Source organism: Pseudochryseolinea flava (genome assembly GCF_003286915.1).
Lineage (GTDB): Bacteria > Bacteroidota > Bacteroidia > Cytophagales > Cyclobacteriaceae > Ohtaekwangia > Ohtaekwangia flava.
The window spans coordinates 188,834-203,555 of sequence record NZ_QMFY01000002.1 but is presented as its reverse complement, the minus strand read 5'-3'; the positions used below and the strand labels follow the sequence as shown (position 1 = coordinate 203,555).

General features: G+C 43.6%; 5 protein-coding genes. All 5 read right to left on the bottom strand.

The window, feature by feature from the left end; all coding sequences use genetic code 11:
• Positions 1 to 4 precede the first annotated feature (4 nt).
• Genes DQQ10_RS06170 through DQQ10_RS06150 form a run of 5 tightly spaced genes read right to left on the bottom strand, consistent with a single transcriptional unit; the run spans position 5 to position 14,409 of the window.
• The gene (locus DQQ10_RS06170; protein WP_133259553.1) at positions 5 to 4,573 is read right to left on the bottom strand and encodes a hypothetical protein; all 4,569 of its coding nucleotides are present in this window, start codon (positions 4,571 to 4,573) and stop codon (positions 5 to 7) included.
• A 10-nt stretch (positions 4,574 to 4,583) separates the two neighbouring features.
• Positions 4,584 to 5,510: a hypothetical protein gene (locus DQQ10_RS06165; RefSeq protein ID WP_133259552.1), complete on the bottom strand. Its 927-nt coding sequence runs from the start codon at positions 5,508 to 5,510 to the stop codon at positions 4,584 to 4,586.
• On the bottom strand, positions 5,507 to 6,196 hold the full coding sequence (locus DQQ10_RS06160) for a hypothetical protein (RefSeq protein WP_112745955.1): 690 nt from the start codon (positions 6,194 to 6,196) through the stop codon (positions 5,507 to 5,509). Before DQQ10_RS06160 ends, DQQ10_RS06165 begins: the two co-directional genes overlap by 4 nt.
• Before the next feature lie 5 nt (positions 6,197 to 6,201).
• A complete protein-coding gene (locus DQQ10_RS06155; RefSeq protein WP_112745954.1) occupies positions 6,202 to 12,756 on the bottom strand; it encodes a polymorphic toxin-type HINT domain-containing protein in 6,555 nt (2,184 codons plus the stop codon).
• A gap of 6 nt (positions 12,757 to 12,762) precedes the next feature.
• Positions 12,763 to 14,409, bottom strand: coding sequence for a hypothetical protein (locus tag DQQ10_RS06150; RefSeq protein WP_133259551.1), 1,647 nt, complete (start codon positions 14,407 to 14,409; stop codon positions 12,763 to 12,765).
• Positions 14,410 to 14,722 lie beyond the last annotated feature (313 nt).

The following is a 14,722-nucleotide window of genomic DNA, read 5'->3' as shown; positions in this document are numbered from 1 at the left end:
ACGGTCATTCTTTATCGTAGTCAGGATTTATGTTGAAGAGCTGCCAATCATAGGAGCTATTACTTCTATTGATACCAGGAATCACATATTTTACTTTAAATCTGTATGGACCGTACCTTAAGTATGGAACTGGATCCGTTAGAAATTTTTGAAACCTAATAGAATTGGAAAGAGGGTGATCTACAATGTAGTTGACGACTTGAAGCTGCAAGTCCTTATAATCCCAATACACTGACTCTCCAAGATTGTATACCAGATATTCCATGGTGAAAGGTTGATCGTTGATAGATCGCCCTTCAGCATCAATGTATAGTTTTTCTTTAACGTTTTCTGTGTAGATATCCTTCAAAGGAGGAATGCCTGTAAGCAGTATGTTGTGGCGTTTGCTCAATGTCATTTTACCAAGCAACGGATATCCATCGTATACTAAAGGGAATACATATTTTTCATACCAGTCATTTCCGGTAAGCACAGCTTCAAATTGAATTAACTTTTCGGCATTCATTAATCCGTCAAGCTCTGCCTTATCCCAAAGTTCGTCTCCTTTTATATACCCCGCTAATTGAAAAATGTCTGGTGCTACAGGAATTCTAGTTCCAGAGCCAAGACTCATGTTAGTCATTTTTTCGTTGAAGGTGTTGTATTTACTGGTGCGGAAAACGCTCGAGTAGATTGATTTTACCTCCAGACTTTTTAACTCGCCCTCAATTTGTTTCGTTGTGAGCACGGCACTGCTATCATAACCTTCAATTTGAGTTTCCACTTGTTGTACATTTGCGTCCACAATCGTACTTCGTCTTGGTATATTCAGGATCTCAAATGCGTAAATTTTTGACTTTTCTAAGGCACCTGGAATATCAAATGATATTCGCCGTTGTATTTCATCGTATGAAAAATCGCCTTCGACAACTGGAGATCCATCATTGTGCATTTGTAATTTTTGGATCCAATCTGCGTTCACTTTGAACAATTCGGCCTGACCTTGTTTCAGTTGAATGAATCCCTGGTTGTATTCTTTAACGTGAAAATTAGCTTGTCCTTTAAGCGGGTATGATAGAACAATATTAGATTCCGGAATATAATCAGGAGCGACACCTGTTGTGAACGCAGTTTCTTTTACTTCCTCAACCACCTTTCCGTCGAACACCAATGGTTTCCATTCTCCACTAGTAAGCTCTTGAAACGTCAACTTGACTGATACTTTGATTTCTTTTTGTGACGGAAAAACATCGTGTGCGTCAAACGCAACAACGTCTTGCTCTTCATTCCATCTTAGTTTACCGGGAATAACATTGGTGCCCTCCGTTACTTTGAAGCCAACGAGCTGTCCACGGAATGATCGCCTGCGTCCTTCAATGTCCGTGATTTGAAAAACTTCTCCGATAGGTATGTTGAAAGCTGCTTGCGGCGCATTGAAGACATCAACATCTTTTAATCCCTTCACCGGACTTACTTCGGCAATCAGGTCGACGTCTTCTAGTGGATTACTTTCACCAACAATTGTACAGTTCTTTCCGAGTGTTACTTCAAATTTGCAATTACCTTTTACGAGTCCCCCGAGAATACTATAACGACCGCCAACAATACCTCTCATCCAAAAAGGATTAGGGCCTTTGGCTTGCAAGACGGCCGCTGCACCAATGCTCAAAATGTCGAACTTACCACGGTAGAAGCGAAGCTTCACTTTGATTCCTATTTTTCCTTGTACATAGGCATATGCTTGCCCATTCGCAAACCAACCATTGATACCAATCGGCTCATCAGAGCCGGCGCAGTGATATTTGTCTCCATAATTTTTGATCATGAAGTCTGTGCCTATACCGGCTGCAAAGCGCGCGTAGAACATGAGGAAACGCAAGTCGCCAGTGTCCATGTTCATGTGAATACCGAAAGCGAAACCGGTGCCTGATTCCGCAGCACGTAAGTCGCGCATATAATCCAGGTCTTCACTTGTAACGCCAAGGATTTCTGAAATTTGTGGCGGTAGTTGTGGACTATCAGGTAAATTTTGTCCAAGCATAAAATAGCTTCGAACCTTCAAAAGCCACAGAAGTTCTAACCCCACAGGATCGTTAGGTGTACCAATGTGTACATACCATTCATCTTTAGCAAAGTGCATCACGGCCCATCCTGCGCGGTTACCACTGCCAACACCTTTGATGATTCCACCAGCGACGTTGATGTACATTTCCATGTTGGCATGGAATACATCGTTCACATTATCGAACAGAATTTTTACACTCGCGGAAATTTGACCTTCTAATGCTTTCATTAATTTGCCAACACCCTTTTCACCGACACCGCCGAGTGCAGATTTAGCCATCTCTTTTATTTTATCAGCGCCACCTGGAAGCGCAGGAGACATCACAACAATATTTCCCGAGAAGGTCACTGAGTTTATTCCGCCGTGACGGTTCAGTATCACTTCTAGCATAACATCACCGTTGTATGGTGCTTTGCTTGGCGTTGCGCCGAACTTAACAATAGCTTTTATACCAATGGTGTTCTCGTCAGGAACGTAAATTAATCCAGAGGTAGTTGCGCCAAGCGTGCTACCAGATCCATCGGTACTTTGTTTCATCTTCGAATAGAAGCCACCGCCAAATCCATAAGCAGAAAAACCAGGCGCGAGCGGAATACCATTTTCAAATTCCACTAACGCATCAGCATACCAATAACGGTACTCGGGTGTCTTGCCGAACATGGCTTCGATCTGCAAAGAGATCACTTGAATTTTTCCAGATACAGATCCCTTGAAGCCATCACCGTAAGTAGGGTCATCTTCAAAGAAACGAATCATGCCAGCAATCTCAACAACACCTGGTTTCTTGAAGTTTATACCAATACCACTCAGTTCAACCTTGTCGAAGCTCCAGTCACCTGATCCACCACCACCGGGTGTAGCATCTCGCTTACCCCACACGGTCAGTGCAGCAGTTCCTCCAAATCCTTCTTCTTCTTCTTTACCGCCGATGTTGATCGTCACATCAAACCCGATTCCAACACGCTCAGCTTCGCGCTTAAGCATGATGTTGTTGATCACGAGCGGATATTTTGATACGGATTGTGATGCGCCTTCTTTGCCGAAGCCAACGGCTTTTATATCAAAGTGTGGTGCTTCGGTGCTGATGAGCAATCCTTCGAATTTGATGCTGCTAAAATTTGCTTTCGGACCTTTGCCCGCGACTTTGATTGCCAATTCACCATTGAGTGTTGCCGACGGGTAGAACTTGTTATTGCGCTCTTTGATTACAATAGTAGACCCCTTGTATAGGTTGAGATCAGCAACGAAAAGTGGAAACTTTAATTCATTCTGAACGCTCACTGCAAAAAGATAATTGCCATCGGCGCCACGCTGTGCAACATAACCAAATTGTGTTGGTGTACCCTCTTTAGTTTTAATGACAGGGACCGAAATTTTTCCTTCTAACTCAAAACCTTGCACTTGATTTGTAACAAGTTCTATTGCTAAATGATCAAGTGTATAGCTCCATCCGCTCATATCACCTGCTTGCACCAAGTTATCGCCAAAGAATTTTCCAGTGAACCCTTGGTCGTCGATGATCATGTTCTCGGCGCCAAGCATTACGCGTGTGCTGTCAGCGCGATTTTTGGTGAAAGCTTTGGGTAAGCGCATTTCAAGACGCTGCAAGAAAAAGCCTCGCCATAAATTCGGTTCATCACTAAACGGTGAGACATAGTCTGCGGGAAAAGAAAGGCCTGGTGGATTGGCAATGTCACTCCAATCCATGAATGCTTTTGTGATCGTAAAACCAACGCCATTCAATCCCTTCACTTGGAAAGCGGGTATACTAACACCAATCATTAAGTCGTTGAGACTTTGAACGTACGTGGTGAAATTTACTTTAACACGTTCTTCTCCTTTGACTTGATTTCCCTTCGCGTCTTCAGGGATGATGAGATCGCGCGAGAATTGAATGAGTGCGTCGAGACTCGCTCCTTTAAATCCATTGCAATCAAATTCAACATAAGTTTGATTGGTGCCTTTGATGGTAAATAGAGATGAGCCAAGACTGATGTGATGGTCGCCCAGCAGCATGACTTTCGCTGTTCCAGCGATGCCTCCGGATTTTGAAAGTGGAATCTTACCATTAAAAGCAATGCGGTCACCAGTTTGCGGAAGTGCAAGCGATACGAACACATCCATCATGGCGCCTTCCCGAGTGAAGTTGATACGATCAATAATAATCATATAGTCGACCGCGCCACCAGATTTAACAATGCCGATAGGAAGATCTACTTCGCTAAGGGCATCAAGTGATTCGAGGAAGCGCTGACCACTTTGTACTTTTTCAAAGAGCGAATGTGCACGGTTACGTTTTTCGATGATGGAGTCAGCCAGTAGGAGTGGCGGAAGTACGATCGGGTCGACTGGTGCAAGAGATGTCGGAAGATCGAGTCCACTGAAAGTGCGATGTAATAACGCTTCGGCGTCAGCTTGTGTGATGGCAGCACTATTGACTGCGCGCAATGAGTCATTGGGATCGGTAGCCGTGGCAACGTTAGCCAACAACATGCAAGTCAGTAGAATTAGCGCGAAACGTTTTATCATGGCATTCATGTCAATAAGTATCTTTGCGGATCACATAGGATGGATTTTTTGAAAACCATTCGCGTACGGTCTGCAAGGCTTTTACATAATCTTTTGTTATCACGTCACCACTTTCATCTAATTGAAGTGGGTAATTTTCGATAGCAGGAGCGAGCATTTCCATGATACGATATCCGCAAGGGATTGCGACTTCACGTTCTGCATCGGCCGTCATGCAGTTTTTTTCATCGCTTCGCATTACGTTGACCAGGTAAGTGATCGCCATGCGATGGCGTGTGTATACTAAATCCGGGAAAATTTCATAGACGACATCGTTGTTTAGGGTAACATTCTGCACCCTTGACATCATTTCGTAGAGTGCGTCGTTGTCATTCATTCTCACTAATGAAATAATGGCTGACCAACGGATATCGCGGGGTGTTCCTGGTCGCGTGTACGTTCTGATCAGTTCTTTCATGTCGGGCATATCGACAAATCCGATGAGTTGGATCAGTTTGTCATAGTGCGCAGGTCGGTCGCGAAAAAGTTTTCTCATGCTGTCGCATGCCACGGTATTAAAGTCTGCTGGTCGAAATGTCTTGAGATAATCCATCGCTTGTCCGACATTACCCGCGTCTTTATCACGACAAGCAGAAATAAGCTGAAGCACAGCGGTGGTGCGCGCTGTTTCGTTTTTTGCATTTGCACCAGCCAGGTTTGTTAGGGTGTAGGCTCTCGCGCGAACAATGGTAGCCGTGTCTTTGAGATACGGTGTGATTGCTTTCAGTGATGCGTTTGCATTTTCACTGTATGAAATTTGTTTCGGGATGGACGGATTGTTGCCACTTCGAAGTTCAGCAAAGTAAACGCCGATCAATTGCTGAGGGGCCTGTCCGAAAGAATCCAGAGACAAGAGGCTTATCAGGAATGAGAATATGATTTTTATTGATCCTTTCACGATTGTCTCAGGTTTTGCATAAGTACTTTGAATCGCTCACTTTCAGTTTTCTCCACATTTTCGTGAATGTTTTCCTCCAGGTATGGGAAATACACTTTGCTCATGAAGTCAAGCATTTCTACATTATTATACAATGCAGCAATACAATAGAATCTTAACATGGTCGAATTCGCAACCGATGTAAGGAGCGTCTGAATCTCTTGCCGTTCCAGAAGGATCGCCAGTTCTGCGTTGACGGCAGATAAATCACTGTATCTTTTGAAAAATAGAGTAACATGTTCTTGGTAGAATTTTTTGAAAAAGGAGGCGAATTCAATAAGGTGATCTTTATTTAGAATAGTTGATTCGATTCCTGCCGATGTCATCTTGGGATCTAATTCTTTCGGTATCGTTTCCAGGTCCGGCATCAGATTGATTGTATACAGGTCTTCTGTTTTGCGAGATAGCGTGCGTGCTATTTCAGACTCCACGGTGTTGAATCTCTTTTCTGCTCTCACTTCTTTGATATAGAACTTTTCACCATACTGCGTCCAGTGAAACATTAATTTGAATCCTTCGGAGCTAGAATGTTTTTCGAACCAGATATATCTGCTTAGTGATGGATCGACTTTTTGCTGTGCAAATCCATAGTCTTTCAGGAATGAAAAATTCAATTCTATTTCTTTTAAAAATTCTGTTAAGAACATATCGTTTATTCTTTTATTAGGGATCTGGCGCCCGAAACCACTCCTCCAGCGCCATTGCTGTGTACCTTTAAGAAATCATTCGCAAGAAGACTTTCTGATTCTCCATGAAAAGGATTACCTCGGACAGTAAATGACTTGTTCCCTGACTTAATATTTGACACTGCATTTAATTGACGGTCCGTCAAGTCTGTTGAAAGACTTAACTTGGTTTCTAGAATAATGGAATTTTGGAAATCAAGAGTGGCGTTCCCCGCCACATTTTTCTTCGTTTTAACGAGAACAAAATCCGCGACAAAATACTCATCTCGGGTATCTACACCTTTAGGAACGTCTGCTGCTTTTTCGTAGATATTTCCCTTGGCATCTACCAGATTCCCGGTCTTCATTTGAACCTGTTCAAATACACGGTAATCTTTGGGATTCAAATTCAATGTTTTCCAGATCGGATCTGCATGATTTAGCAGCGAATTTTTCACAAAGTCTTCGAAGTCCTTTCCCTTCTGCATGATTTCGTTAAAGAATTTGCTCTTGATATAACTTTTGAAATTATCCGAAAGCTTGCCAGCCTCCTTGAACGTATCATAAACTTTCCAGGCATTATCGGGATTGTTTCTAAGATCTACCCATGCATTGAAGAGCACAGGATCTTTAAGGTCATCCAGAATCGCAGGGTCTTTTTTGGCGAGGTTAGTAAGACTCTTGATCCAGTCTTCGCTCTTCGAAAGTGACGGATCCATTTTGTGAATAAGCTGCCATGCTACAGGACTGTATTCACCGCTCGTGAATTTATCCAACAGCGCTTTGTTTTTCTTGAAGTCATTAACAAAGGCGGCCTGTGTTTTCTTGTCGAACTGCTTGAGGATATCACCCAGCTCTTCGCATTTGTTGTGCGTAACGATCTGTTGATGGCCGACATGATACGTGTGATTCTGCTCAACCGTGAAATTGTAAACGGTGGCAGCGCTATCAATGCTTTGGTTAGATGCGAGTTCAGCAAAACCAGACTGTGTTTGCAGCATCATCCCTGCGGAGAGCACTGCAGCTTTCACCCAACCTTTTGCTGTCATGAATTTATGCTCCGGTGTGGTGAACAATGTATCTTTTCCAACGATCAGACGGTTCAGCTTGTTTGCTGTTTTACTGAACAACTTGGTGACCTTATTCCATCCCGATTGTTTTTGTTTCTCGTTATAGCTCAGTACCTCATCGCCAATTTCGATCTGCTGGATAACTTTTGATCCTGTACGTGTAGCCACTAAAGTATTGGCAACAAAACAGTTTGTTCCCGTCAGACATTTGAGTGTACCATTGTCGTCGAAGATCAGGATGTCATCAGAATGTTCTGTAAGCTGACCACCTTTTTGTTCCATATAGAGCGCATCACTAATGGATTCCTCCAGTCGCGCATTGTCGCCGAGGTCCTGGATGTCATCCAGACGATCCATTACAATTTCTCCATCCTGTATATGCGCCAGTTGTTTTGTCTTTGCTGCGTTCGCATAAATCTTGTCACCGTCGTTGGCGAGGAACGTGAAGCGCTTAGACATCACTTCAAATAAATTCTGAAGTCTTGTTGATTTTACGATTTTAACACCCTTGGCCGTAGCTCTTATTTTACTGACGGCACCTTCAAGACGATTTGCCAGATTTGTTTTGCCGGCAGCATCCGCTGTTTTTCTCTCCATCTCCAGGATGTCGATCAATGTTTGCTTTTCTTTTCCGGTGCTGTTCAGAACGGCGGCGAGATCCGGATCGATCTTCGTTGGATCATTCATCAGATCAATCTTGTCGCACAAGCCTGTGAGCTTGCTTTCGTGGCCTGCCGCACTGATCACATCTTCCGATTTATCGATCAGGTCCATCGAGCTCTTGATGTTGTCAAGTTTGTTTAGCTTTGCGTATACAAAACCTCCTGTGAGATTGCCTACACCAAGCACACCTGAAGTAAGGTTCATTACTTTTGCGAAATTTGGATAATCTGTTTCGGTATAACTGCCGACAAGACTTGATACTGCGCTTACTTTGTCTGCATAATTCAGGAGCTTAAGTGCGAGCGTAGCTTGTCCACCGGGAATTGCCAGTGAAGCAATATCGAAAGTGGTCTGAACAGCATCGACGGTTGTTTTTGCATCAGCTTTTTTCTCCAGGAAGTACAACATGATAGCCGGTACATAATATCCTCCCGAAGTAGCGTATACATCCAAAAGTTTTGCTTTGTCATCCAGGATAATAGGGGAGAGCGGGTGATATTTAACTTCTTTCGAAGAGCTTACCGTAATGAAACCAGAAACCGTTTTGTTGCTGAAACCTATCTGATTTGTCTTTTCATCGAACGATGCCACCGACTTGGTATCGTATTGGAAATCATCTGACGTTGCCATGACGCAAATCGAACAAATTGATTTTAAGACTTCCTTGAATAATCGTTTGGTAAAACCCTGGTAGTTGTAAGTCACGATGGTGTTCATCAGACTCACCAGTTGTTCTTCACTCAAAGCACTTACATCGCTGATGTCCAGCTCGGTGATCGGTTTAATATTTTTTGTAGCGAATGCAGATTTGGATGAAATTACATTACCATATGCCTTGATGATAAAATTCATGATCATGGTGTTGTAATTCTCTCCCATGAATAGTGTTTCATCGTCTACAGCAGATACCAGTGTCCCCAGGATATATTCCTGATCGGCATTTTTCGTTTCTGCCAATGTCTCCAGGAATAATCCTCTGGAGGCACCAGCCGGACAAGTCCACAAAAGTTTGTAGATGGTTTTTTCATAAGGTTCACTGACAATAAAATTATCGAGAACGGTGGCGATGAGACGTGATCTGACTTTAGGGCAAAGTAAGCTCAGATCATCCACCGACATAACGCTCACCACGTTGACAATGTCTTCAGGAGACATCTTGTTGACAATGACGTATACCTCACCTGCGTCACAAGGCAGGACGGCAGTTTCCATCAGTATCTTGATCTTATCATCATATTTCTTCAGGTTGTATTTGATCAGATTTTGAAACTCCTGCAGAAAAAGAACCAAAAGCTCTTCTTTGTTTTTAGTATCATACCACTCATTTTTCCGGCAGAGATAATCGAAGTAGCCAGCTGTGATATTCGCTTTCTCTTTGTTCAATACAACGAGTGCTGCATTTTCGGGGGTTAAGTTGAGTACATCATTGAATAGGGTCGAGCTCCACACACTGATGTCAGTCCAATTATTAAACGACACCGTCATGCGGTCGTACACGTCAGGATAAACTGTCCTGAACTCCATAATTTTGCAGATGAGTAGATACTGCTGATTGAATTTGTTGTGATCAACATCATTTAGCAGATCGGTATACTCAGGGTTAATGGAAGATGACGATATGCCGGACTCGACCTGCCCTTTTGAGAAATCATGTGAACTAAGCTCTTGCCAGGAAGCTGCATTGAGATTGGCAGATGCCACATCTGTCAAGTCAATAAAACTTTCATCGACTTGTCCGGAAGTCAGATAAGAATAGGGGACTCCTTTCAGTCTAAATATCTTAAATCCTGCACTGTAAGGCAGTTGAATCACGGCAGCATCAGCTTCTGTATTGTTCTGTTTGGCAAGAACCTTGGCATATTGGTTCAACTTGTTTGTATATCCCAGGAACTTATTGCCTGAAAAGGAAGCTTTGTACCGTACCGTATCTTTTCCTTCAAGTATGCTAAAGCCAGTTAGCATTCCCGACGGTAGAAGAGGCTGGTCCTTGAAATCACCAATTCCAAATGAAAAATAAGCACTAAGTGTTTCCTTTGGCAGTCTAATAATTTTTTTGTTCGGCGCTACGAAATGGACAGTTTTATCAGTATTTCTCCATATATCAGGAATGCCGGCACTAGGTCCATATGATTCCCCCTCCTCATCATCTTCAAACAATGCGATTACCTTTTGAGGATCGTGGATATAATCCCATTGATATTTATACAACTTGTCCCCGTTGGGATAGTCCATTAAATTTTCCTTCGTTATTCCTTTCGATAGAGCAGGGAACTCGCTGAATGTGTGTTTCAAGTTAAATACACCATGTCCAAGTTCGTGCGCCATGGTGCGGATGATCTTGGTGGCATCATCGTTATGGTTGGTGGTGAAAATAAATCCTGCTTGTTTACTGCGCGGCATGTATCCTAGAGCGCTAGCGCCGCTGCGTGTTTGATCTTTAATCAGGAAGAGGTAGTATGTTTCGTCTTGCAACTGACCGTAAGCAGCGATAACTTTTTTCATATCGGCGGTGTAATTGCTAAGCAATCCACTTTCGCCGTCATCAAAAGTCTGATCGAAGGTAACGTTAACGCGATTGGCTGTACTCACTTGCCAGTAGGCTACGGCTTGTTCGAAGATGCCGTCGAGAGCGGATTTCACGATCGGCGCGGATAGTCCGACCGGGAGATCCATATTCACCGGCACGATCACAATATTCTTTGTGATCTTGTCGTAACTGGTGAGGTTGAGTTTTCCGATTACTTGTTGTTTTGCCGTGTCGTTGGGTTGGAAGTACGCGACAAGTTCTTCTTCTGTTCCTTCAACTTTACCAAGCAACGAAAGTGAGAATTGTGAATCCGTAGATTGCTGTGGCGTAACGCCTTCGCCGCTGACTTCAAAACGAACTTTTTTACTGTCGATTTCCATTCCCCGTAGAATGGCGTCCACACCGTCATGCTTAGACGATGAGACTGCTTTCCAGGGGATGAATGAACCATCTTGAAGTTGTTGGTAGTACGAGGAGAGTGCGTCTAGTTTCTTTTCATCGAATCCAAATTTGCCGGTGCCTGGCGCGAAGACCAGCTGCATGTTATAATTGCGTTGACTTTTTTCGTACGCAGCCATCGCTGTTTCCGCTGTGGTCTTTGCAATGTTACCTTCTTTATCTACAATATATCCGTTGCCCGCAGCGTCAACCACAGATGCACTTTGTCCCTTGGGGACCACTTTGGTTTCTCCAGACGACGTTTCAACGACAACTTCACCATCTTCATTTTTAGTGACGGATACAATCAGGCCGTTTTCGATCTTGATTAATGTTTCGGTCTGTACAATGTTCACCGACTGATCGCCAACATCAGGGGCTTTCGACGGATCTGTTTTCTTTTCGTCTTTGATTAGGAATTTGCTATTCGCATCCCACACGCTTTTAATGGTACCACTGGTAAGCCAGTATTGTTCATTCACGCCAATCTTATCGAAGGTGACGCGAACTTTCGCTGACATGAACCACGGTACAATCGCGACTCCTTCTCCTGTATAAGTTCCGTTAGCGCCTGATACCTTGCGCACAACAACATCATAACCTCCCGCGCGGATTGTGTCGTTGATACCCAATTTAAATAATGGTTGGATGGTTGTAGGTTGTGGTGGAGGTTGAATGTCGCTACTGCATGAAAAGTCGTTCGCCCCAGCAGACTTTGTTTTGAAGATCTTTGAAGGGGAGTACTCAGTGAGCTGGACGTTTTGTTCCGCGCGCACTTGCATTTCATACTCAGTGTCCGGTAGGAGAGAACCGATTGTTCTCCATTGTTCTTCCGTAGTTTCTTCATACCAAGGCCCGTCAGCTTTATTGGCTGGGCGATACCGAACACGGTAAGTGATGGCATCAGCTCCAGCGACGGTTTGGTCCCAACGCACTACAAGTGAAGATGGGTTTGCAGTTTGCAAGCGGAGATTTTCAGGAAGTCCTAGTGCGTCACCAAATTGAAATACAAAAACTTCGCTTTTACCTTGGTTCTTGAAAAGATCTCTGCCCTCTTCGTCACGCGCTTGTAGTTGCCAGGCATACTTCCTTCCAGGGATAAGTGCGGGCTCCGCTGGACCATACAATATCTGAGATGCATTCGTTTCGGTTTCATACAGTGGTGGCTGCGTGAGTATCGCATCGTAGGGGTTTCTATTGAGTGGCCAGATCTCAATTAACTTGAATAAATACGTTGTGGTAAACGCTGCGTTAGGTGATGCCGTGTGGCGTGGCGTCCAATTGAATATGATATTGGTAGGATCAATGATTTCAAGTTTTGCATCCTTTCGCGGTAGGTTTAGCAGTGGAGGATCATTTAAAATAATCCAAGCGACTGATGTACCTTTGTTACTGACAGCCGTTCCCCGATTGTAGTCGAGTACTTCAATGGTAAAGCGATACACACCTTCAGGGAGTTTTGCACCACGTTCGTATTGACTTCGCGTTATTCCTGCAAAGTCGAGGTTCGCTGGAGCGAAATAATCAGCAATGTCTTCGCCATATAGAACCAATGGTATTCCACCTCCTGGTAGTACGAGTGGTGGCGGCACGTACGAGGATTTCGTGCGAATCGTGATGCCGACGCCTTCAATGGTGAGCCGAAGTTTTGCTTGGTACTCGGGCAGCGTAGGATCTTTCAACAGGATGTTTACAAGGAACTTTTGCGCGCCGGGTAGCGTGTAATCAGAAAGATATGGACTGAACGGTGCTACCACCTGTGCATTAACCTGAACTGGATATGTCTGCGAAGCCGCGTAGGTTCCAGTAAAAATGACGAGTAGTATGAATATAAAATATTTCATCAGGGGTTAACGCTTCGTGCCAAATGAATAACTGTATCCGAGTGTACCTGTAAACTCAGTGAATGATTTAGTATTAGTTTCCGTTTTACTATCACGATTCACCATGACCATGCTCGCGTTCAGGTTATGCTTCTTTTGAATGCTATAGCCTCCGCTTAAGCGCAGGTTTACGATTTTATTCGTGTGCTTATTGTTGGTGTAGCTATTGTTGAGCGAGGTTGAGAATGTTGTTCGTAGCGTTTTGCTGAAAAACATTTTGCTTACCGATGCTGTTGGGCCAAATGTTTTTGTAGAAAATCCAACACTTTCATTGATGTTTCCATTGATCGAGATTGCAAGCGTAAGATTTTGTGGCGTCAGATTTAAAGAATAGGATACATTCGACATGTAAAACTTTGATCCAGAATTTTGTTCCTCGTCGCCTTGCTCATCTGCAGCGGCTTGTAAACTGAGATTTACGTTAAGCGTTTGTCTTTTCTCTTTCGACGATCCCAGCATATACATGGCCGTTGTAGAAACACTCTGTGATATCTGAGTGAAATTGAGTGTGTCTAAGTTGTCATACGGAGTGAGTTGATTAATATCTACAAACTGTGAACGGATGTTGGTGTACGTTTGGAAACTTGAATATGACGCGGATAAGTTTAGTTTCTCGGTTGGTGTGTAGTTTATGTTTAATGACGCGACCATTCTTCTCATGGTGCTGATCTTACTTTTGTCCAAGTTGTCACGTTGTGTCCCTGCGCTCACGGCCACGTTCATTTTTCCCCTGAGAATAGAAGCGGAACCGTTCACTGTTATATTTTCAAGGTCGTTGTTGAAATAGTATGCGCCCAATGTCCGGTATTGTGGATCGATTCGTTCATATCCCACACCAATCGTATATCCTTGCTGTTGGTAATCTAATGATGTTTTAAATGCTTTATAGTATGATGACGATAATCGGGGCTTGTACAGGAACCCTGTATTGCCTAAAATGTGGCCCGTGTTTGTTTCATCAGCACGCAAGTCTCGTGTAAGCGCGCTCGATGCAAGTTCAGCTTTCAAAACAAAATTGGTGAAAAATGTTTTCCCTGCCCCGATGCTCACCACCAGGTTCTCTTCGGGTAAAATGCTAAGACTATCGGGTATCGGGTCGATTGAATGCTGATCGTCTTTCGCTCGGAATAGAATAAGGTCCACGAAGTTATTGCCGTCATTGTATGACGTTTTGAATCCATAGCCCATGCGTTTGAAGGAAGGTGTCGCGTTGCTGATTGTATCATATTCAACGGCTCGCATAAACCTTCCATAAAGCGCGCTGAATTTCCATTTGCCTTCAGGTGCAAGATCGACTCCACCGCCTAAAAAAATATGGCCATTGACAGTGTAAGGAGAAAAGCTCATGCTGTTGTAGCCGAGATGACCCGTCACCCATTTATAAGTAGGGTGAACGCTATACTGATTGAAAGGCTGTTGAAACGATGTGTTTTGGTTTGAATAGCTAAAGCTGAACGGAACGCTCCACCCATAGAGTGAGAAGTTAACGTTGCCGGAAGCAAAATATGTATACGGGTCTCTGCGGGAGTCAATCCCATTTGCCGTGTAAAATATTTGATTGAGGGAGATTCCGCCCGTGACAGTGAGCGGCTTTTCTTTGCCAATAGATTCCAAGTTTTGTGCGTAAAGCAAAAACGGGCACAACGATAGGAGTAAAATGATATACCTTGCCCTTGTCAAGATACTTGGGATTACCGGCATGTGACAAAAATAGTACGCGACAATGATTACGTGTATACTTTTTTTTTGATTTTATTACATGGATGGAGAGGCCAATACTACTACAGTCGCCACGAAGTTTCAGCTTGTTGGTGAATACATAAGCCGATATGAAGCGCGGAATTGATCCAATAATGCGATTTGTGAATCCTTGTTAACGGATGGGCTACCGGAAATATCCGGTGTTGAGAGCCCACGGTCGTTTATC

Coding starts and splice junctions, on each gene's coding strand:
- DQQ10_RS06170 (WP_133259553.1), bottom strand. CDS start 4,573: ATGATAAAACGTTTCGCGCTAATTCTACTGACTTGCATGTTGTTGGCT.
- DQQ10_RS06160 (WP_112745955.1), bottom strand. CDS start 6,196: ATGTTCTTAACAGAATTTTTAAAAGAAATAGAATTGAATTTTTCATTC.
- DQQ10_RS06155 (WP_112745954.1), bottom strand. CDS start 12,756: ATGAAATATTTTATATTCATACTACTCGTCATTTTTACTGGAACCTAC.